At 69.4% G+C, this 19,876-nt stretch carries 17 protein-coding genes and 2 pseudogenes; 11 read left to right on the top strand and 8 right to left on the bottom strand.

All coding sequences use genetic code 11. The features are described 5' to 3' along the window. Nucleotides 1–340: 340 nt before the first annotated feature. Nucleotides 341–1,009: pseudogene (locus JOC24_RS19435) on the bottom strand (aldo/keto reductase); the annotation flags it as partial. Between the two features lie 25 nt (nt 1,010–1,034). Beyond that, nucleotides 1,035–1,946, bottom strand: coding sequence for a helix-turn-helix transcriptional regulator (locus JOC24_RS19430; protein WP_205021608.1), 912 nt, complete (start codon nt 1,944–1,946; stop codon nt 1,035–1,037). 206 nt (nt 1,947–2,152) lie between these two features. Between JOC24_RS19430 and JOC24_RS33830 the strand changes: the two genes are divergently transcribed. The 3 genes from JOC24_RS33830 to JOC24_RS19420 are packed head-to-tail and all read left to right on the top strand — an operon-like array spanning nt 2,153 to nt 3,394. Then, nucleotides 2,153–2,287 (top strand): hypothetical protein, encoded by a 135-nt coding sequence (locus JOC24_RS33830; protein ID WP_275588573.1) that lies wholly within the window; start codon nt 2,153–2,155, stop codon nt 2,285–2,287. Then, on the top strand, nt 2,284–2,463 hold the full coding sequence (locus JOC24_RS19425; protein ID WP_205021607.1) for a hypothetical protein: 180 nt from the start codon (nt 2,284–2,286) through the stop codon (nt 2,461–2,463). The genes JOC24_RS33830 and JOC24_RS19425 overlap by 4 nt, the downstream gene beginning before the upstream one ends. Before the next feature lie 46 nt (nt 2,464–2,509). Further along, nucleotides 2,510–3,394, top strand: a complete 885-nt coding sequence (locus JOC24_RS19420; protein ID WP_205021606.1) for an aldo/keto reductase — start codon at nt 2,510–2,512, stop codon at nt 3,392–3,394. 114 nt (nt 3,395–3,508) lie between these two features. On the opposite strand, the gene JOC24_RS19415 is transcribed toward JOC24_RS19420, so the two are convergent. Both JOC24_RS19415 and JOC24_RS19410 read right to left on the bottom strand, forming a co-directional pair. Continuing rightward, nucleotides 3,509–4,813 (bottom strand): YncE family protein, encoded by a 1,305-nt coding sequence (locus JOC24_RS19415; protein ID WP_205021605.1) that lies wholly within the window; start codon nt 4,811–4,813, stop codon nt 3,509–3,511. 312 nt (nt 4,814–5,125) lie between these two features. Then, a complete protein-coding gene (locus tag JOC24_RS19410; protein WP_205021604.1) occupies nt 5,126–7,201 on the bottom strand; it encodes a M4 family metallopeptidase in 2,076 nt (691 codons plus the stop codon). Between the two features lie 429 nt (nt 7,202–7,630). On the opposite strand from JOC24_RS19410, the gene JOC24_RS19405 reads away from it, so the two are divergent. Continuing rightward, nucleotides 7,631–8,485: a hypothetical protein gene (locus JOC24_RS19405; protein ID WP_205021603.1), complete on the top strand. Its 855-nt coding sequence runs from the start codon at nt 7,631–7,633 to the stop codon at nt 8,483–8,485. Between the two features lie 476 nt (nt 8,486–8,961). Beyond that, nucleotides 8,962–9,546 (top strand): YrhB domain-containing protein, encoded by a 585-nt coding sequence (locus tag JOC24_RS19400; RefSeq protein WP_205021602.1) that lies wholly within the window; start codon nt 8,962–8,964, stop codon nt 9,544–9,546. Here the strand turns inward: JOC24_RS19400 and JOC24_RS33390 are convergent. Then, a complete protein-coding gene (locus JOC24_RS33390) occupies nt 9,528–9,794 on the bottom strand; it encodes a DUF3885 domain-containing protein (protein WP_239580685.1) in 267 nt (88 codons plus the stop codon). The genes JOC24_RS19400 and JOC24_RS33390 overlap by 19 nt on opposite strands. Before the next feature lie 521 nt (nt 9,795–10,315). Here JOC24_RS33390 and JOC24_RS19390 point away from each other — a divergent pair. Continuing rightward, nucleotides 10,316–10,933: a DUF6000 family protein gene (locus tag JOC24_RS19390; protein WP_205021601.1), complete on the top strand. Its 618-nt coding sequence runs from the start codon at nt 10,316–10,318 to the stop codon at nt 10,931–10,933. A 170-nt stretch (nt 10,934–11,103) separates the two neighbouring features. Here the strand turns inward: JOC24_RS19390 and JOC24_RS19385 are convergent, their stop codons facing one another. Then, a complete protein-coding gene (locus tag JOC24_RS19385; RefSeq protein WP_205021600.1) occupies nt 11,104–11,664 on the bottom strand; it encodes a TetR/AcrR family transcriptional regulator in 561 nt (186 codons plus the stop codon). 116 nt (nt 11,665–11,780) lie between these two features. On the opposite strand from JOC24_RS19385, the gene JOC24_RS19380 reads away from it, so the two are divergent. Beyond that, nucleotides 11,781–12,473 (top strand): SDR family oxidoreductase, encoded by a 693-nt coding sequence (locus tag JOC24_RS19380; RefSeq protein ID WP_205021599.1) that lies wholly within the window; start codon nt 11,781–11,783, stop codon nt 12,471–12,473. Nucleotides 12,474–13,951: 1,478 nt separating this feature from the next. Here JOC24_RS19380 and JOC24_RS19375 read toward each other — a convergent pair. Further along, complete coding sequence (locus tag JOC24_RS19375; protein ID WP_205021598.1) at nt 13,952–15,460, bottom strand: glycosyltransferase family 39 protein; 1,509 nt, start codon at nt 15,458–15,460, stop codon at nt 13,952–13,954. A gap of 124 nt (nt 15,461–15,584) precedes the next feature. Here JOC24_RS19375 and JOC24_RS19370 point away from each other — a divergent pair, with 124 nt between their 5' ends. From JOC24_RS19370 to JOC24_RS34230, 3 genes and pseudogenes are all read left to right on the top strand, one after another. After that, nucleotides 15,585–16,265: a response regulator transcription factor gene (locus JOC24_RS19370; RefSeq protein ID WP_205021597.1), complete on the top strand. Its 681-nt coding sequence runs from the start codon at nt 15,585–15,587 to the stop codon at nt 16,263–16,265. Beyond that, on the top strand, nt 16,252–17,745 hold the full coding sequence (locus tag JOC24_RS19365; RefSeq protein ID WP_205021596.1) for a sensor histidine kinase: 1,494 nt from the start codon (nt 16,252–16,254) through the stop codon (nt 17,743–17,745). Before JOC24_RS19370 ends, JOC24_RS19365 begins: the two co-directional genes overlap by 14 nt. A 241-nt stretch (nt 17,746–17,986) precedes the next feature. Continuing rightward, nucleotides 17,987–18,193, top strand: a pseudogene (locus JOC24_RS34230) (VOC family protein); the annotation flags it as partial. On the opposite strand, the gene JOC24_RS33385 reads toward JOC24_RS34230, so the two are convergent. Further along, the gene (locus JOC24_RS33385; RefSeq protein WP_307792730.1) at nt 18,184–19,059 is read right to left on the bottom strand and encodes an alpha/beta hydrolase family protein; all 876 of its coding nucleotides are present in this window, start codon (nt 19,057–19,059) and stop codon (nt 18,184–18,186) included. The pseudogene JOC24_RS34230 and the gene JOC24_RS33385 overlap by 10 nt on opposite strands. On the opposite strand from JOC24_RS33385, the gene JOC24_RS33380 reads away from it, so the two are divergent. Continuing rightward, on the top strand, nt 19,040–19,738 hold the full coding sequence (locus tag JOC24_RS33380) for a hypothetical protein (protein WP_239580683.1): 699 nt from the start codon (nt 19,040–19,042) through the stop codon (nt 19,736–19,738). The genes JOC24_RS33385 and JOC24_RS33380 overlap by 20 nt on opposite strands. The last annotated feature ends 138 nt before the right edge of the window (nt 19,739–19,876 follow it).

Here is a 19,876-nt window from a genome sequence, read left to right as displayed (position 1 = left end):
TCCCGTCCTGTTGTGGGGCCTCACAGATGGTTGTGAGCACTATTGCAGCAGGGACAGGAGACACCTTCTGGCAGTTTTCCGACGTCAACAAGAGCGCCCGGGCACCCCGCCGACCCGTCGGCCGAATTGCGTCAGGGCCGAAGAGCCCGGCGCTGCGGCTGTTCCGGCAGTTCAGGGTGGGCTGGGAGACCGGTGACGGGACGCCCCTCATTCGGCGGTAAGTCCGCGCTACTTCGTCAAGTCGGCGAGCGCAGAGAAGGCGAACTCCCGAGCGAAGAGAGGGCACGGGATCGGCGCGTTCGAGTTTTCACTTTCCTCCATCAGAAATGCATGAACAAGAAGTGTTGTCTTTGCGATAGCGGCCCGAGAGCCACCCACCGGCCGGCGGGCTGTAGGTCAGGGTGCCCATCCCGTGGCGGCGCGTGGTGGGAAGGACGTCCTCCGCGATGCCGCGCACCAGGATCGAGTACGGCGGCTGCTCGGTCACGAACCGCTCCAGACGCCGCTCCCGCGACGTTTCCCGGGCCTCGACGATCCGGGACCCGGAGTAGGACGAGGAGCCGATGTACCGGAGCTTTCCCTGGTGCACAAGGTCGGAGAGGGCGCCGAGGGTCTCTTCGACGTCGGTGTCGGGGCTGGGACGGTGGACCTGGTAGAGGTCGATGTGGTCGGTACCGAGCCTTCGCAGGGAGTCCTCGACCGCGCGCATGGTCCGGCGCCGCGAGCCGCCGCGCCGGTTGGGGTCGTCCTGGTGCATGGGCATGAAGAACTTGGTCGCGAGGAACACGCCCTCGCGCCGGTCCTCGATCGCCTTGCCGACGATCTCCTCCGAGACGCCGCCGGAGTAGACGTCGGCGGTGTCGACGAAGTTGATGCCCGCGTCGAGGGCCCGGTGGATGATCCGTACGGAGTCGGACGCGTCGTCGTTGCCCCAGGGGCCGAACATCATCGCGCCCAGACAGAGCGGGCTGACCTGGACGCCGGTGCGGCCGAGCGGTCGGTACTGCATGGGACTCTTCTTCTCGTTCGTACGGTCAGTCGTTACCCGCTCGGTCGTACCCCGAGGGCGCGACCGTGCCGGTGCTCGCCCAGCCGGCGAGGAGGCCCAGCGCCTCCCGCTCTCGCGAATCCGGTTCGGGGGTGTAGAAGTTGAGGCGGAGCCCGGGGTCGGACGGCAGGTCCATCGCCTCGTAGGGCAGGGCGAGTTCGCCGACCAGCGGATGCCGGAGGTTCTTCACGCCGGAGCGGTGGAACTTCACGTCGTGGCGGGCCCACCGGCGTGCGAAGTCATCGCTCCTCGTCGTCAGCTCGCCGATCAGGTCGGTCAGCGCCTTGTCGTGGGGCGCCCGGCCCGTCTCGGTGCGCAGGAAGGCCACCGCGTCGTCGGCGCCCTTGTCCCAGTCGCTCCAGAAGTCCCTGCTCGCGGGGTCCAGGAACATGAAACGAGCACTGTTGACCGGACCGCGCTGAGCGAACAGCGGCGAATCGAAGACCGGTGCGTACAGCGCCCGCCCCAGCGCGTTGGTGGCCAGGATGTCGAACCGGGCGTTGCGTACGTACGCCGGCACGTCGGCCATGGAGTCGAGCAGCCGCAGGATCGTGGGCCGGACGCGGGATGCGGTCACCGTGGGGCGACGGCCCGACGGGGTCGCCGAGCGGGCCAGGTCGTAGAGGTGGGTGCGCTCCGCCTCGTCCAGCTGCAGTGCGTGCGCGAGGGCTTCGAGGACCGAGTCGGAGGCGCCGCTGAGGTTCCCGCGTTCCAGCCGCACGTAGTAGTCCACGCTCATGCCCGCCAGCAGGGCCACCTCCTCACGGCGAAGGCCCGCGACGCGGCGCTTCCCGCCGTAGACCGGCAGCCCGGCCTGCTCCGGGGTGATACGCGCCCGCCGGGTGCCGAGGAACTGGCGCACCTCGGCGGCCAGGTTCTTCCTGTCGTCGTCGGCCATCGTCAGTTCCCGGGAGCTCGGTCCGCGACGCCCTCGAAGGGCATGACCGTCGACCGGCCCGTGCCGGACACGGAGGGGGTGTGGGCTTCGGTGGGGGCCAGGGGCACGAGGGCCTCCTCTCGATCGGGCGGCGCGGATGTGCCGTCCGCTTCACGGTAGGTCCGTCGGCGCGCGTCTGCGAGGTACTGCCGTTACCAGGAAGAACGGTGACTCCCGCCTGGCCGCTGGTCTGCGGTTGTCTGGAGGAGGCCCGGGACCGCTGGTCCGGAACGGGCCCGGACACGAAGCCGGCGTGGAGGAACACCGTGCGCGAAGCCCTCGAGGTGCTGGTACGGCTGTGAGCAGGCAACCTGTGATCACGGTGGCGCGTCGGCGGCACCTCGTCCGCCGTCCGGACGATCATGCCGCGCAGGCCCGGCGGTGGCTGATCGGCGCGGACGCGCTCCAGGGCGTGAGCGCCGCGGCACCGGCCCTCTCCGCCCCGGCCTGCTCACCCCGGCAGCCGTGCCCGTCCTGACCCTCATCGCGCCCGCACGGGCCGTACGAAACGAAAGGTTCCTGTGATGCGGACCCTCACCCTCAACAACGGCGTCGAGATGCCCGCCCTCGGGCTCGGCGTCTTCCAGACCCCGCCGGACGAGACACGGGACGCGGTCAAGGCCGCGCTCGAACTCGGCTACCGGCACATCGACACCGCGGCCGCCTACGGCAACGAGCGCGAGGTCGGCCAGGCCCTCCGCGACTCAGGGGTGCCCCGCGAGGAGATCTTCGTCGAGACCAAGATCTGGATCAGCGACTACGGCTACGACGAGACCCTCCACGGCTTCGACAAGAGCGCCGCCAAGCTCGGTGTCGACCGGATCGACCTGCTGATCCTGCACCAGGCGCTGCCGTCCGACTTCGACAGGACCCTCGCCGCCTACCGCGCCCTGGAAAAGCTCCTGGCCGACGGAAAGGTGCGCGCCATCGGCGTCAGCAACTTCATGGTCGACCACCTGACCGGGCTGCTCGAAGCGACCTCGGTGGTCCCCACGGTCAACCAGCTGGAGATCCACCCCTACTTCCAGCAGCGCGCCGTCCTCGACTTCGACGACCGGCACGGCATCCTCAACCAGGCGTGGTCCCCCATCGGAGGGATCACCTTCTACCCCGGCTACGGCGAGGACCGTACAAGCGTCCTCCGGGATCCCGCCGTCAGCCGCATCGCCGACGCGCACGGCAAGAGCCCCGCCCAGGTGCTCCTGCGCTGGGGCCTACAGCAGGGCCGCTCGGTCATCCCCAAGTCCACCAAGCGCACACGCATCGCCGAGAACATCGACGTCTTCGACTTCGAGCTCACCGCCGGCGAACTCGCCGCCCTCGACGCGCTGGAGACCGGTCGGCGCGGCGGCCCCGAGCCCGAGGCCGTCACGCTCGCCGACTTCGGCCGGGCCATCCCCGAAGCCTGACCGGACGTCCGGAGGAACCCGCCCTCCGTACGCCCGCAGGAACCCGCCCCGCCGCGTCTCGAGAGCCGTGGCCCGGCAGACCGTGCACGGGGGAGAGGCGGGTCCCGGGGGATGTCAGCCGGTGGCGGGGCCGGTCCAGTCCGTGGGGACGTGGCCGAGGCGGACCCGCTGCGGGTGGTCTCCGACGGGGATCGAGACGACCTTCCTGCCGGTGGCGAAGTCGATCGCCGTCACCTGGTCGGTGCCGCTCTCGGACACCACGCAGTGCTTGCCGTCCCCGCTGACGGTGGCCCAGTACGGCTTGGAGGCGGTGACGAGCGGGCCCTCCTGGAGCGTCTCGCGGTTGACGACGGTGACGTAGTCGTCCATCGTCCCGGCGATGCAGAGCTTGTCGCCCCGGGGGCTCATGGACATGCCGTGGTGGCGGGAGTCGTTGACGAAGGTCGTGCGGTCGTCGCTGGTCTGCGGGTTCTTCGGCAGCGTCTTCACCCGGGTGATCCTGTCGGCGTCCACGTCGTACTCGACGAAGCCGTTGAAGAAGGAGACCTGGAAGTACATCTTCGACTCGTCCGGGGTGAAGGCGACGGGCCGCAGCGCGTCGGACAGGTCCTTGCGGCCGAAGGCGTCGAGCCGTTCGCGCATGTCGATGATCTTCTTGACCTCGAAGGTCTTCGCGTCGGCGACGGTGATGCGGCGGTCGCCCTTGGTGAAGTCCTGCCAGGGCGCGTCCATGTCGGTGTTGACCTCGCCGATGGCCATGTTCCAGAGGTACTCGCCGCCGTCGGTGTACACGTTCTCGTGCGGCTTGTCGCCCGTCTTGAAGTCACCCGCCTCCTTGCCCGTCGCCATGTCGAGGACGTGCACGGTGTTCGCGGTGGACGAGGAGACGGCGACCTGGGTGCCGTCGGGTGAGACCGCCATGTGGTCGGAGCGGAAGCCGGACACCGGGAAGCGCCAGTTGATCTTCCCGCTCCGAACATCGATGGAGACCACGTCGGCGAAGCTCGGACGGGAGGCGACGACGGACCTGCCGTCCTTCGTGGTGTACATGTCGTCGACGTACTGGTCGTGACCCTCGCCCGGGCCGATCCGGATACCGAGGAAGAAGGCGAGCTTGACGGGGTTGAGGTAGATCTCCCGCAGGCGCTCCTTCTTGTCGGGGATCATGTCGATCCGGCCTATCTTGGCGTAGTCGCCGCGGGAGTTGATGACGTCGGCGGTGCCCTCCCAGTTGTTTCCCACGAAGAACACCTCCTTGAGCTCCTCCGGGGCGGCTTGGCGCGCCCGCTCGGATACCTCGGCTGCACCGGCCGGGCCGGGGACGGAGGGCAGCGTGCCCGCGGTGAGTCCCGCGGCGATGAGGGCGGCCGTGCCGAAGGCGCGCCGGCGGTGAGGACGACGGGTGGAGGAACGAGTCACGGTGAACTCCAGAGGCAGAGGGGGACGGCGCGCCAGCAGGCGGGCCCGCTTCTGTTACCAGAGGTAACGTAACCAGGGGAGACGGATGTTGACCAGAGTCCGGACAGAGCGGCGTTGCCCGCTTCCGGCAGAGGGCGGGGAAGCGGCGGAGGCCGGGGCGGTCAGGTCCGCCACCTGAGAAGAGGGGCGTTCGGCGGCCCCTCGGCCGGACATTCCCGTCCTGGGCTCCGAGGTCAGGGACACGCGGTGGGCCCCGGCCGGTTTCCACCGGCCGGGGCCCACCGCGCGCATCCGCGGAGCCTGTGGGCAGGCTCAGCCGGTGGTGACCGCGGTGTCGTCGATCAGGAAGCTGGTGGCCGCAGAGGAGTCCTCGGTGCCGGTGAACTTGATCGTGACCGTCTTGCCCTTGAACGCCGACAGGTCAAGGGTCCGCTGGGTGTAACCACCAGGCGTGGCGTTGGAGTACGTCGCCAGGGTGGTGGTGCTGGTGCCGTTGACGACCTGCGCCTTCAGCGTGTCGTACGGCGTGGTTCCCGACTCCTTGGTGTCGATCGCCAGGAAGAAGCTGAGCTTGGGCGCCGCGGCGGTGGCCGGGACGGTCACCGACTGGGACAGGGTGTCGGTGTGCGCGCTGCCGTACCCGTCCAGCCAGGCGTAGTACGAGCCGGAGTGCGGGGTGCCGGAGGCGTCGTTGGTGACCACACCGGAGCTGGCGGTCCAGTTGACCGCGCCGGACTCGAAGCCCGGGTTGGAGAGCAGGTTGGAGCCGCTCGGCGGGGTGCCGCCGCCACCGCAGGTGGTGGCGGTGGGGGCGACGGCGACGCCGCTCCACGCTTTCTCCACCGCGGCGCACTGGCTGCTGGCCGCGCCGTACAGGTCGGTCGCCGCCTTGATGCTCGCGGTACGGGCCTGCGGGTAGGTGGTGCCCGAGGTCATGTACGTGGTGAGCGCGCGGTACCAGATCTTCCCCGCGGTGGCGTTACCGAGGCCGGTCACCGTGCCGCCGTCACAGGTCGGGCTGTTGCCCCACTGGGAGGAGCCGGAGCCGACCGCCAGCAGGTAGAAGAAGTGGTTGCCCACACCCGAGGAGTAGTGCGGGTCGAGGTTCTTGGTGCCGGTGGTCCAGCAGCTCTGCGAGGCACCGTCCTTCTTCGGGTCGTCCATGTACCGCAGCGGCGTGGAGCTGATCTTCTCGCCGATGAGGTAGTCGGGAGTGTCCACCGCGCTGTTGGCGTTGAACTCGACCAGGGTGCCGAAGATGTCGCTGGTCGACTCGTTCAGGCCGCCCGCGTCGCCGAAGTAGTTCAGGTTGGCGGTGGCGGAGGTGACACCGTGGCTCATCTCGTGGCCCGCGACGTCGAGCTCGGTGAACGGCTTGTCGCCGGGGGCACCGTCGCCGTAGATCATGCTGAAGCTGGTGTCGTCCCAGCCGGCGTTGGCGTAGTTGTTGCCGTAGTGCACGAACGAACGGGCTCCTACGCCGTCGTTCTTGATGCCGCTGCGGCCGTGCACGTTCTTGTAGTAGTCCCAGGTCGCCTGGATGCCGAAGTGGGCGTCGGCCGCGACGGTGGCGCGGTCGCTGAGCGTGCCGTTGCCCCACACGTTGCCGGTGTCGGTGAACGCCTTGCCCCAGCCGGCCGGCGGGCTGTCGTTGGTCGCGGTCAGGTTCTGCGCGTCCCTGGTCTCGCCGTTGCCCCGGGTGGCGTCCTTGAGCTGGTAGCCGCCGGACACGGCGGTGGTCGTCAGTGGGACGTCGCCCACCTGGTAGCCGTGGCCGGTGCCGTCCGCGGTGTGGAAGTCGTTCCACGTCTGCCCGACCTTGCCGGTCAGGGCGTCCACCAGCACGTTGAAGTGGCTTGGGGACTGGTCGGGGGCTATGCCGTCGACGGTCACCTGCCACGCCAGCCGCGGGGTGCCGGCGAGCGCGTCCACCACCAGCTTGCTGGTCGTGTCTGCGCGCTCGCCCTGGAACTTCTTCTGCGCCAGGGTCTCCGCGCGCTGGGCGCTGACCTTGGGGGTCACCGGCAGGGAGAGGCTGTCCTTGAGGGTCAGAGTGCTCTCTCGGAACGCCCCGCTGGGCGCGGAGTGCACGACGACGTCACCTCCCAGTACGGGGAGGTCGCGGTACTCGCGTGTCATGTGCACATGCCGGGTACCGTCCTTGTCGACCAGTACCGAGGCGGACTTGAAGGTGTCGTCCGAGCTCGCCCGAACCGCCTTGGGGTGGGCGGCGATCGAGTCGCGGGCGTCCTGGACGGCCTGGCTCTTGTCGGCCTTGGGCGGGTGAGGCCGAGCGGTGTCGGCAGCGGCGGCGGGGGATCCCGTGCCGGCTATCAGCAGGGCGCTGACGGCCAGGGAGATCGATGCCGCAAGAACAGTTCTCTTCATGGGCCGGGATCGTGGCCGCCGTCGGGAGTCCGGGTCAACGAGCACCAACTCTGTTTAATTGCGGCCACTGTGAAGAGGCCGGCGACCGTCTCCTCCCCCGGCCGCAGCTCTGCCGTCACCCTCAACTTTGGTCAAAACTGTTCACAGAGTGTCCAACGTCTCGTCGATATCCAGCCTGGCCGTGGCTAACCTGTGGCTCTATTTCATCCCCCCACGAGAACGCTGTCACAGACAGTGCCCCCATCCCCAGGCGCGCAACGTCGGTGCAGAAGGCGAGGAACTGGTGGACACGAGTGGCACGACACGGTTGGGCAGACGGTCCAGATCCCACGGCCCGCGGAGCTGAAGGCCGCGCAACCGCGAGAAAGAGCAACGGATCTCCTGGACGTTCTCCGCACCGGCCCCTTCGAGGCCGCCCTGGACTCCGCCGTGCGGGCCAGCGGGCTCAGCCTCGAGCGCATCCAGCACCGGCTCGCCGAGCGCGGCGTGGAGATCAGTGTCACCACGCTCAGCTACTGGCGGCGCGGCCGCAGCCGGCCCGAACGGCCGCAGTCCCGGCAGGCGGTCCGCCTCCTCGAAGAGCTGTTGGGCATCCCCACCGACGGCTTGGTCTCGCTGCTCGGCCCGCGCCGCCCTCGGGGCCGCTGGGTCAACAGGGACTCCGAGGTACTGGAGACCGAGCGCCTGTGGCGGGAGTTCGGCAGCCTCCCCGAGCTGCTGGCCGAGCTGGGCAGCACGGACGACGGCCTGCTCCGGGTCGCCGCCCACGACAGCTACGAGCTCGACGCGCGGGGCGCCGGGGCACGGCTGACCACCCGCCTGACGCTGAAGGCGACCCGGGACCGGGTCGACCGCTGTGTGGTGGTTCTGCGCGGCGAGGACCCGGACGGAGCGCTGCCCGAATTCGCCGGCGTACGCAATGCCCGCCTCGGGCGGCTGCGCTCGGACCGGAGTGTGCCGCTGGTGGTCGCCGAACTGTTCCTGGACCGCACACTGTCCGACGGCGGGACCACGCTGATCGAGTACACCCTGCGGTTCCCGGAGAACGGACCCCGCGCCGAGGAGTGCGGGCGGGGCTTCCACGCCCCCGCCCTCCTCTACACCCTGGAGGTCGCCTTCCACCCGGACACCGTGCCGGTGCGCTGCCTGCGCTGCTCCACCACCGCGGTCACCGGGGAGCCACTGTCCGCCGAACCGGTGTGGATCAGCGCCGCCGACCGGGTCCACGCGGTCTTCGAGAACCCGGGTCCCGGCTTCCGGGCGCTGCGCTGGGAGTGGCGGTGAACGGGCGCCGGAGCCCGGCGCAACCCCGCCCGGAAGCGATCCAGTTGATGTCCGTTCCACGGTGAGGCGGGAACCGCGCCCGGACATCGCCGTGCGAGCGGGAAGCCCCACCGCAGCTACTCCCCCGGAGCCCGGCGGCTGCCTGCCGGACGACTGCCATGCCCGTCCGAGGCTCTCGGCCGACCGGTCGCCGACCCTCGTTGTCGGCCGAGCGACGCCCCCGCGGCAGTCGTCCGAACCGAGCGTCGGTGAGGCGCCCTCCGCGGCCGGGGAGGGCGCTCCCGCGCCCCCGGGCGGTGAGAGGCGAGGGACAAGGGGCTGGAGTAGGCGGACCGTGATCCGAGAACTGATGAGGACGACTCCCGCCATCGCCGCTCTGCCGCATTCCGGCGCAAGTAGGTCCGTCAGGCCTCTTGTACGTGGTGGTCCGCGCGAATTCGCTGGTGGAGAACGGGGCCGTACGGGATGCTGCACGCGTGATTGAGCGAGGCGACGCCGTTCAGGCTGTTGAAGAGCAACTGGAGCGCGACTACCGAACGTGGCGGACCGCGGGTGTGGATGTGATGCGCATGGCGGTGGTCGACGTCGAGGAGCACGAGCTGGTGTGGATCGTCTCCTGGCAGTCCGAGGAGTTCGTACGCACCCGGAACTCGGAGTTCATGCTGGCCGGCAACGGGCCTTACCTGGTCGACCGTGTCGACGGCGGACTGCACCGGATCGGCGCCGTCTCCGCAGTGACCGGGGAGTGGGAGACCGACTACCGAGCCCGGATACGTGGACTGCCGGTGCACACCGCGGTGGACGACCTGCACGACGCGCTACGCGAAACAGCCGCCACACACGGGCGCATGCACGCTGCGCGGGCACTGCGCCGGAGGCTCCCCATGCTCGCACCCGCGGAGGCCATCGAGTACGTGAGCGCGTTAATGGACGGTGAGGCGCCCGCGCGCCTCGTAGCCGTCGCCACCGAGGAACTCGTCGAGCCTCTCAACCCGGTACTCGCGGTGCAGACCATTCTGAGTGGAGCGGTGATCCGGACGGGTCAGAGACCCGACGGATGACGGAAAAGCCGGTCGGCATGCCGATCGCGCATCCGGTCCCGTTCCTCGGACGTAGCCAGGAAGACGTCGGCACCACCGTCGTACGGGTGGTGGACGCGCCGCATCCGGGTGTCGGTGATGAGGACACCCGCCACCTTGTTGTCGGCGATGTGCCGGAGCGAGTCGTCGACGCAGCCGCGCTGCCAGGGCCGGCGGACGGCGAAGAGGTGGCAGTACGAGCGGAACTCGGGGTCGGGATTGTCCTCCACCAGCAGACTCCGCCAATTCCCCGTGAGGGGGCGCGACGACGGAACCTCGGCTCCTTTCGTGCAGAGCGGAGTGATCACATACACCTCCGCACCAGCGGACAACTCATCAAGGACGGTGTTGTGACGCTCAAGGACGACGGCTTACTCGCTCTTGTCCTCCGCGTACCGCTTTGACTCCGGCAGGTGAAAACGTACCCAGACATCTCGATACGAGTCGCGGAGCTGGTAGCCGACCGGAAGACAATCGGGCCCGTGCTGATGCCACAGCTCCGTCAGATCCCGCCCGTCCCCCGACACCCCCGCACTCGTCCTCTCGCACATGTACCCACCGACGCCGATGGTGCCGGGACTCACCCCCGAGAGAAGCCGACTTCCTGGCCGCCGCTTCGCCGGCTGCTGACACGGCCCGTCCAGTCACGAATTCCGGCCGGTCCGTCGCGCCGGTCCCGGTGAGGGCGGCGGAAGACGAGTGCGAAGAACGCACTGCCCGCCTTCCGCACCAGCGAGGCAAGATGGGCGGTGTGATACGCCATCCCCAGGACGATGCGGAGTTGTCGGCCCTGATCCGCCGCTATGTCACGCCCGAGCGGCGCTACCTGAAGCTCGGCGGCAGCATGTTGCGCATGCAAGGTCCTGAGTGCGACCGCTTCATGCGAGTTCTCCGCGAGGACGCGGGACTCATCACCTCGGGTGAGATCGCCATTCTCCTCGAGGGCGGCTGGCGAGAACGAAGAACTGCGGCGTGGCTCGTCGCTGTCTCCCACCGGACCGAGTTCCGTGAGCGCCTCGGGGAGCTCCTGCTGGCCAGCGAGTTCTGCTGTGTCGGGCCGGCCTACAGCGTGTCCCTGGCCGGATTCGGAACGGCGCGCGACGCTGATCTGCTGGCCGCCTACCTTGACCGCTACCTGCGCCGCCCTGACCTCGCGTACGACCAGACCGCAGTCATGGGTGCACTTCGGTTCATCGACCTGAACCTCGGAGGTGATCGAGCCGACCATTTCCTGGGCCCGGGCGGACTGTGGCAGCGGTGGCTCCAGGGTGCGTCCCACATGCAGCCCGACGCGGACCCGCTCCCCTCATATCTGAGCCACGTTCGTCGGCTTTGCGCGTTCGTCGACGAATGCGCCGAGGCGAGATGACGGCCCCGTCCCGGACGGGCATCGCTCCTCCGCCGTCGTGCCCCACCGCACCAAACCTGCGGACCGGAGGCCTCCCAGGTGCCGATGGTCCGGTCCGCACGGCCGCGGCCGAAGAGGTCAGGGAGGTTGAGACCGCCGCGCGGTCGATGTGCACCCGCACGCGCCCCTGATCAGCTCGCTTCGGTCAAGGCCGCGTGCGCGGCGGCGAGGATCTCCCCGGAGAGCGGGGAGCCCTCGGCGGCCCGGGACAGGACCAGCGCACCGAACAGGGTGCAGAGACGGACGAGGCCGTCCTGGTCGTCGGTGGCGAGGAAATCGGCGAAGCCGGCCACCCCCTCCACGTAGACGCGACGGGCCTCGCGCCCCCCGCCCTCGCGCGCGATGTCGGTGGCGAGCGCGGCAACCGGGCAGCCGTCCGCCGGGGCGTCGCGATGCTCGACGGAGAGGTAGGCGTCGATCAGCGCCTGCTGGGCGGCGTCGCGCCGCCCGTCGTGCCGTTCGAGCCCGGCGCTGTAGCGTTGGGCGAGCTCGGCGAAGGCGTGGGCGGTGGCCTCGTCGACGAGCGCCTCCTTGGACGCGAACTGCTTGTAGAAGGCGCCGTGGGTCAGACCGGCCGCCTTCATCAGGTCGGCGACGCTGACCTGCGTGCCCTGCTCCCGGAACAGCCGGGATGCGGTGTCCACCACCCGCCTGCGATTTTCCTCCGCCTGTGCCTGCGATACGCGGCCCATGACCACCTCCCGTTTGGATGTCGACTGGCATCTATCATAGACCCGTGTTTAGATTGCATTCATAATCTAATTGATGGCGGGTGGCCCACGGCGCCCCGCCAGGACCAGGAGCGAACATGGAACTGAAGAACGCGGTCGCGGTCGTCACCGGCGCGAATCGGGGCCTCGGGCGGCACCTGGCCGCCCAGCTCGTCGGGCGCGGCGCGAAGGTGTACGGCGCGGCGCGACGCCTTGAGACGGTCGACGTGCCGGGTGTCATCCCGCTGCGGCTGGACGTCACGGACGAGGGGTCGATACGGGAGGCCGCCCGCGTGGCGTCCGACGCGACACTGCTGATCAACAACGCGGGCATCTCCACGGGTGCGACGCTGATCGGAGGCGATGTCGTGGATGTGCGCCGGGAGATGGAGACCAACTTCTTCGGCCCGCTCGCCGCGACCCGCGCCTTCGCCCCCGTCATCGAGGGCAACGGCGGCGGCGCCGTACTCAACGTCCTGTCCGCCCTGTCCTGGTTCCACCCGGCCGACCTCGGCTCCTACGCGGCCTCCAAGGCCGCCGCCTGGGCGCTGAGCGACGCGTCCCGTGAGGAGCTGGCACCGCGCGGGATCACCGTCTCGGCGCTGCACGTCGGCTACATGGACACCGACATGGCCGCCGCTGTGCCCGCCGACCAGAAGGTCGCCGCCGCCGATGTCGCGGCCCAGGCCATGTACGGCATCGAGGCCGGCCTGCCCGAGATCCTCGCCGACGAGACCAGCCGGTACGTCAAGCAGAGCCTGTCCGCCGCACACCGGCCGAACGCGGACTGACGCTCGCCCTCCGCCCTCGCGCGACCACCTTCCCGCCGGTGGGAGCAGGGCGAGGGCAGGCCGCTCGACCCGCATGCGGCAAGAGTGCCAATCCGTTCCCCCGCACCGTGATGCGCTGGCGCTGGGACCAGATCCTCCTGGCGGCCAACCTCCCGCCGACCGCTCGCGGGCACAGCGTGGGCGGCTTCAACTGGGCCCGCTCCCGAGCGGTCGGCGACAACTACGGCGCGCAGACCCGCCTCGGCCCGCGCGAACCTCCCGTACCGAGGCCAAGGCCAAGGTCAGGACCCGGCCGTGAAGCGGCGTAGAGCCCTCTCCCGTACAACAAGCCGGAAATGCGTGAGGGCTGGGCACGCAAGTGTCCGCCCCCTCCCGTGATCCTGCGTCAGGAAACCACAGTGCCACGTTCTGTGGTCCGGACGGGCCGCGCTCTCGGCTCCAAGAAACGTGGGGCGGGATGGCAGTTCGCGCCGCCGCTGGGGAGGTGCGGCGGGACGCCCGTACCGGATTCCTCGCCCCCGTGCCGATGGTCCGGTCCGCACGGCCCCAGCCGGAGGGGTCCGTGGGTCGAGACTTCCGCTTCGAGCGTCAAGAATCTCCGGATGAGACCCGAAGGCGTTCACCCGCAGCGCCTCGCTCATGAATTCGCAGTTCAGGAAGCTTCCACGGGGCAATCCGTCCGCTCGACCCGCTGCACAAACGGAAACAGGTCGAGCAACCCACCCGAACCACACAACAGCAGGTCAGTCGTCCTTCTTCACCGGCTCCAGGATCGCCACGCACTCCACGTGGTGCGTCATCGGAAAGATGTCGGCCTGGACGCAGGGAGAAAAGCAGCAGGCCATAGCTTTTTTCGGGTCCTGGATGAGAGCCTCCGGGCGCCGAGAGCGTCAAATGAGCGTCACGGCCCAACGTTGGTTCGGCACCGGAAATCCGGCCCGTGATGGCTCCCCGAAGTACGCAGTGACTCCACCGGCACGAAGTCTCGTGCTGGTGGGGTCACGTCGGTGCGCCCTGTGCGTAGGAGAGTCCCGCGGTCAAAGGGGGAGGGTGATCGCCGCTTCGTTCTCGCGTTCGGCGGTGGCCTTCAGCGGCAGGCACCGGCCGCACGTCCGCCGGTGGCACACCTCTGAGCGTTCACCCCCACCGTCCGGATCGCCAGCGTTACTCGTAGCACAACTGGCCTGGTCCAGAGCGGGGGAACAGGCCGAGGGCACGACACAAGGCCGAGCGGAGCGCGGTGAGATTTCCCGGTGTCTCCGGGTTCGCGGCTAAGAGCCGGTAGCACGATCCCGTTGACGTTGGCTGGTGGGGCGTAACCGGTGACCGCTCCGCCACGGCGGCAACGTCGGCTCGATCACCGCCCACAACTCGTCGTCCGCGATACACGGTCGAGTATCCACACCATCACGAAGGGCCCACTCATCACATGGCTCACGCCCGCTCAGGGCATCTCGACAAGACCGTGTCACGCGCTTTCACCATGGGTGTTGCACCGGAGTGCCGGCCTTCGGGGGCGGGCCGTGGTCTCGGACGTAGACGGTGATACGAGCTCCGTTGACCCGCGTTGTTGCGTGCTCGCGAAAATGGCGCCGCAAGGTATCTGTTTTCGCCTTCTCCTGTGGATCGGAGAGAGAGTCTGCGCGCGCCACGCGGACCGTGACGATCCGGTGGAACTGCATCATGCGTGCCGCGATGTCACGGGCGGGAAGCTCGACACCGGCGAGCGTATTCGACTCGACGGGGCCTTGCGCCAGCGCGAGATCTGTCAGGTGGCGGGTGTCCCCGGGGTAGGTCGCGGCCAGGATTCTGTGGCGGCCGGCGATGTAGACCAGCCCGTCACCAGGGTGGCCTTCGTCCCGCACGGCGGCGCCGATGGCGATGGCGTCGTTACTCCGGCTCTGGGGAGTTCTGAGCGAGAGGCTCGTTGGAACGAGCGCGGCCAGGGCCGCGATGGCCGCGATGTACACGGCCGGGGTGTAGCGCGGTGGTCGGCGCATGTGGTCCAGCCAGGCACCCAGCAGCAGGGCGATCCCCATGTCGCTGAACAGTACGTAGCGGTCGACGAAGAGCGGCTTGATCAGAGAGGCGGTCAGCAGCAGTGCACCTGGGAGAACGAGAATCGGCACGGCCAGCGCGGCGACGCTGACGGGTCCCCTGCTCCGCAGCGGGGCACGCGCGCACAGCATCCCCGCGACCACGGCGACGAGCAGGGGGTAGGGACGTACCGGTCCGCCGATCCAGGACACCTGCTCCGACTGCCCCGCGCTGACGACGACGAGTGGCAACAGCCCGATCACCACGCCTACGGCGGTGAGGCCCCATGCCCTCAACACCCGTTTCGGGGTGTGGGAGACGATCAGCGTCACACCGTGTGCGGCCAGGGCGAGCACCGCGAACTCGTGGAGCAGGCATGCCAGCAGCATGGTGAGGCCGTACGCTGCCCAGCGCCATCGGCCGGGCCGCGGAACGTTGGCCACCAGAGCGCACGTGGCCCAGGCGATCAGCGCGCAGACCATGGCGTAGGACCGGCCCTCTTGCGCGTATTTCTGTACCTGGGGCAGCAGCGCGAACACCAGCCCGGCCAAGAACCCGGCGTGGGGCCCGGCCAGGCGCAGTCCGAGAAGTCCGACTCCACTCGCCGCGGCGGCCATGGCCAGCACGGACGGCAGTCGCAAGGACAGCAGCCCGGCACCGAAGAGATCGAAGACCACGTGCATCACGGCGTAGTGCAGGGCGTGGACCAGGTCGACGTGCTGGACCGTGTGCCATATCTGGGACGGTTCGCGTTGCGCGAGCTGGTAGGTGACGGCCTCGTCCCCCCACATGGTGTTCTGTCTGCGGATGCCCCACAGCCCCACGACCAAGGCGAGCGAGGCGGGTAAGACGGCGGCCAGGGCCTTGACCCGGGCGGAGGGCCGTTGTGCGCAGGGCGGTGGAGCCGGATCCGACCCGGTGGCGGCGGGAGCGCGTACGTCGATGGACATCGGCGGCGGGACCTTTCGGCGGCGGGAGAAGCCGCCACTGTGCCCGGCCCCGGGTGACCGGTTGCTGACCCGACCTGACCGGCCGATCAGGAACCGCCGCCGGCCCTGTGCAAGGCTGCACGGCATGCGCATCCTGGTGGTCGAAGACGAGGTGGACCTCGCCCGGACCCTGCACACCGGCCTGACCGCCGAGGGCTACAGCGTCGACCTCGCCCACGACGGTCGGCAGGGGCTGTGGATGGCCAGGACCGGTGAGTACGCCGTGGTCGTCCTGGACTTGATGCTGCCCGGCCTCAACGGCTACAAGGTCTGCGCCCAGCTGCGCCGCGAGGGCAACGCGACTCCGATCCTGGTGCTCACCGCGAAGGACGGGGAGTGGGACCAGGCCGAGGCCCTGGACACGGGTGCCGATGACTACCTGGCCAAGCCCTTCTCGTACCTCGTGCTGGTTGCACGGCTGCGGGCCCTGGTCAGGCGAGCCTGCGCCGTCGCCCCGCCCGTCCTCGCCGTCGGGGACCTCTCGCTGGACATCGCCGCCCGGGTCTGCCGCCGGGCCGGAGCGCGGGTGGACCTCACTCCTAGGGAGTTCTCGGTGCTGGAGCTGCTGGCCCGCCGGGCGGGCCAGGCCGTTTCCAAGGCGGATCTGCTGTATCACGCGTGGCCTGATGACGCTCTGGACCCGAATCTGGTGGAGGCGCGCGTCAGCGTGCTGCGCAAGAAGGTGGACGCGGCGTTCAGCCGGACGTCCCTACAGACTGTGCGAGGTATCGGCTACCGCTTGGTGGACGACCGTGAACACGGCTGAGCCACGGCGCCGCTGGTGGCCACGGTCCGTGCGGGCCCGAACCGCCCTGGCTGTCGCCTCGACCGCCGCCGTCATCCTGGTCGCCATCGGGTGGTGGCTGCACCGCGACGTCTACCGCCAGAGCACCCAGATCGCCCTGGCCCAGGCTGAGGCACCTCTCCTCGCTCTCGCCGACCAGCTGCGTGAGGGCAAGATTCCCAGCCGCAGAAGCGCCGTGCCGTACGAGGTCGTCGCGACCGGCCGCAGCACGGCCGTCGCCTCCGGCGGAGGAATGGACGTCTTCGCCCCGACCTCCCCCCATGTTCTGCCCGCCCCGCCTCGGCTCTCCGAGCCACTCGTTGCCGATTCGGGCTGGTACTACGAGCAGCGCACCATCCGCATTCCAGAGCGCCGGACCGAGCCCGCGGGCAGGTTCGACATGGGCGGCGGTACCTACGCAGTCCTGTCCACCGACATCTGGGCCGGTGAGCTCAGCAGTACCGGGGCCGCGAACCTGGGCGTCTCCCCGGACGCCACACTGCGGGTCCATGTGGTGGTGCTCCCGCACACGACCGAGGCGATCACCGACAGCGTGAATTCCCTGCTGCTGCGGGCCGGACTCGTGAGCCTCGTGCTGATCTCCGCCATCACCTATTTCACCGTACGCATCGCTCTGCGGCCGGTCGAAGCGATCCGCGCCGCCACCGCCTCCGTCACCCCGGGCGACCCCCGCGAACGTGTCTCCGTTCCCGCTACGGGACACGAGATCACCGCCCTGGCCACCACCATCAACACCACCCTGCAACGCCTCGACGACGCCGCAGCCCAGCAACGACGCTTCATCGCGGACGCGGCACACGAACTGCGCAGCCCGCTCACCACCCTGCTGGCCAGCCTGGAAGTGGCCCTCGCCTACCCGGAACGCACCGACTGGCCCGCCGCGGTCACCACCGCCGCACGGCAGACCCGACGCCTGCAGACCCTCGCCGAGGACCTGCTGCTCCTCGCCCGCCTAGACGCCCGCGCACCGACGGCCGACCGCGGACCAGTCGACCTGACGGCTCTCGTCTCCCAGCTGGCCGAACGGTACGAACAGCCTCCTGACCGCCCGGTGACGTTCACCACGGACACCACCGGACCCGCCTACGTACACGGCAGGCCCGACGACTACGAGCGACTGCTGCGCAACCTCGTCGACAACGCCACCCGCCACGCAGCGAGCCGCGTCCAGGTCACCGTACGGAACCAGGACCAGCAGGTCATCCTGTCCGTCCACGACGACGGGCCGGGCGTACCCGCCGAGAACTCCGAACGTGTCTTCGAACGCTTCGTCCGGCTCGACGACGCCCGCTCCCGCGACCGCGGGGGCACAGGCCTGGGCCTCCCCATCGCACGCGAACTCGCCCACCACCACCGAGGCACCCTCGCCCTCGTCACCTCGGACACCGGCGCATGCTTCCGACTGCGCCTTCCTCACGCGCCGCCTCCGGCCAAGGAATGATCCAAACGAGTACGGCCGGCCCAGGAAGAACCGGGAGGCGGATTCGCCCAGCCGTGGACGTGGCAGAAAACCTCTCCGCCGAGCACGGCGCGTCCGAGCGCAGCCACGGCGAGACATCCACGGAAAGGGCCGGCGCTCGCCCGCGAAACGCGGCAGCGGCAACCCAGCCGGCACCGCCCGTGGACCGTCGGCGTCCACCCCGCCGCAGTTGGAGTGACTATGCCGTCAGCGCCTCGACTATGCGGTGCTCCACGTCCGTGACATCGAGCGCAGCGTCTCCTTCTACAGCGTTTTACTCGGCTTCCGGACAGTCTTCCGTCTCCATGCTGACGGCAGCGGCACTCCGGAGGCCGCGTTCCTGCGGGCCGAGGGGCCCACCAACGACCACGACCTGGCGTTCCTTCAGATGGACGACCCGGCCGCCACCGTGCCACCGCCTCAGAGATGACGGGCCAGGAAGTGGTCGACCGCGTGGTACATGGCGATGTTGTTCTCCGGGTTGACGAAGCTGTGCCCTTCGTCGTCCTCCACCAGGTACTCGACGTCGATGCCGCGGTTCCGGAGAGCCTCGACGATCTGGTCGGACTCAGACTTGAGTACGCGGGCGTCGTTGGCGCCCTGGACGACCAGCAGCGGGGTGCGGATGTCGGCCACCCGGCTGAGTGGTGAGCGGGCCCAGAGGTCGGCTTCCTGCGCGGGGTCTTCGGGGTCGCCCGCGTAGAGGTGCCAGTTGTTGGTGAGGTACGGCTTGGCGAAGTCCGGCATGTTGCGCAGGGTGGTCACCAGGTTGGAGGGACCGCAGAAGTCGACGGCGGCGGCGAAGAGGCCGGGCGTGAAGGAGACTCCGACGAGGGCTGCGTACCCGCCGTAGGAGCCGCCGAAGACAGCGACGCGCGCCGGGTCCGCGTAACCCTGCTCCACGGCCCAGCCGACGGCGTCGACGAGGTCGTCGTGCATCGCGCCGGAGAGTTCGCCGATCCCGGCTTTGAGGAAGCTCTTGCCGTATCCGGTGGAGCCTCGGTAGTTCACCTGGAGGACCGCGTATCCACGGTTGGCGAGGAGTTGCGCCGTGGGGTCGAGCCCCAGCTGTCGCGGTGCCAGAGTCCGCCGTGCACCTGGAGCACCATGGGCAGTGCGGCTGGTTCCCTGTGCAGCGGCAGGGTGAGGTACGAGGGAAGTTCCAGGCCGTCTCGTGCGCGGATCGTGACGGGGCCATCGGCGCGAGGGCGGCCAGGTCGAGGCGGGGGTAGGGGCGGAACAGGACGCGGCTGTCGCCGGTGGAGTGGTCGTAGAAGTGGGTGACGCCGGGGTCACGGTCGTGGGTGAAGGAGACGATCCAGCGCTGTCCCGCGCGGTCCGAGGAGAGGGCAGCCACGTCGCCGTCGGAAAGTTTGCGCAGGTTGTCGAGGACGTCGGCGAAGTGGGCGGGGAGCGGCCGGATGACGGCGCGTTCGCCGAGGTACCGCACGCCGATGAGGTCCTTGGTGCGGCGGTCGAGGATCAGCGGCGCGGGGAGGGCGGGGAAGACGGTGGCGCGAGGGTCGATGTCGAGGCCGGGGTGGCTGTCGACCACGGTTTCTTGGCCGGTGTTCAGGTCGACGTGGACGATCCGTGTGTGCTCGCTGTCGCGGTAGGAGCCGACCCAGGCGCCGGTTCCGTCCGGGGTGAGCTGGAAGGGCTGCAGGTCCAGTGGATGGTCGGAGCCGGGGAAGGTGGTGACGCGGCACATGGTGCCCGACTCCGTTTCCCATCGCGGCAGTTCGATGTCCCCGTCCTCGCTCAGCCCGTGTCCGTACATCGTCCCGTCGGGTGCGTACACAAGGGCGCTGGAGCCACCGGGGTTCTGAACGAGCATCGTGAGTTCGCCGGTGGCGATGTGAAGTTCGTAGAGGTCGAACACCGCTGGGTCGCGGTGGTTGAGGTTCAGGACGGCCTGGCCGGGCCGGGTAGGGGGAGATCGAAGCCGGTGACCCGGGCTCCGGGAAAGGGGTGAGGTCAACGGCATCGGCGTCCGGGTTTTCCAGGTCGACGCGGTGGAGGTGGTAGTTCTCGTCCCCGTCGCCGTCCTGTTCGTACAGCAGCCAGCGCGGGTCGTCGGTCCAGTGGTAGCGCAGGACGCTGCGGCGGGAGT

The organism is Streptomyces sp. HB132 (assembly GCF_016909575.1).
Lineage (GTDB): Bacteria > Actinomycetota > Actinomycetes > Streptomycetales > Streptomycetaceae > Streptomyces.
Note: the sequence above shows the minus strand (reverse complement) of the source record. Positions and strands in the feature narration are given on the sequence as shown.

Excerpts from the sequence above, each read along its gene's own strand:
- JOC24_RS19420 (WP_205021606.1), top strand. The coding sequence starts at position 2,510 with ATGCGGACCCTCACCCTCAACAACGGCGTCGAGATGCCCGCCCTCGGG.
- JOC24_RS19370 (WP_205021597.1), top strand. The coding sequence starts at position 15,585 with ATGCGCATCCTGGTGGTCGAAGACGAGGTGGACCTCGCCCGGACCCTG.
- JOC24_RS19410 (WP_205021604.1), bottom strand. The coding sequence starts at position 7,201 with ATGAAGAGAACTGTTCTTGCGGCATCGATCTCCCTGGCCGTCAGCGCC.
- JOC24_RS19380 (WP_205021599.1), top strand. The coding sequence starts at position 11,781 with ATGGAACTGAAGAACGCGGTCGCGGTCGTCACCGGCGCGAATCGGGGC.
- JOC24_RS19430 (WP_205021608.1), bottom strand. The coding sequence starts at position 1,946 with ATGGCCGACGACGACAGGAAGAACCTGGCCGCCGAGGTGCGCCAGTTC.
- JOC24_RS19385 (WP_205021600.1), bottom strand. The coding sequence starts at position 11,664 with ATGGGCCGCGTATCGCAGGCACAGGCGGAGGAAAATCGCAGGCGGGTG.
- JOC24_RS19375 (WP_205021598.1), bottom strand. The coding sequence starts at position 15,460 with ATGTCCATCGACGTACGCGCTCCCGCCGCCACCGGGTCGGATCCGGCT.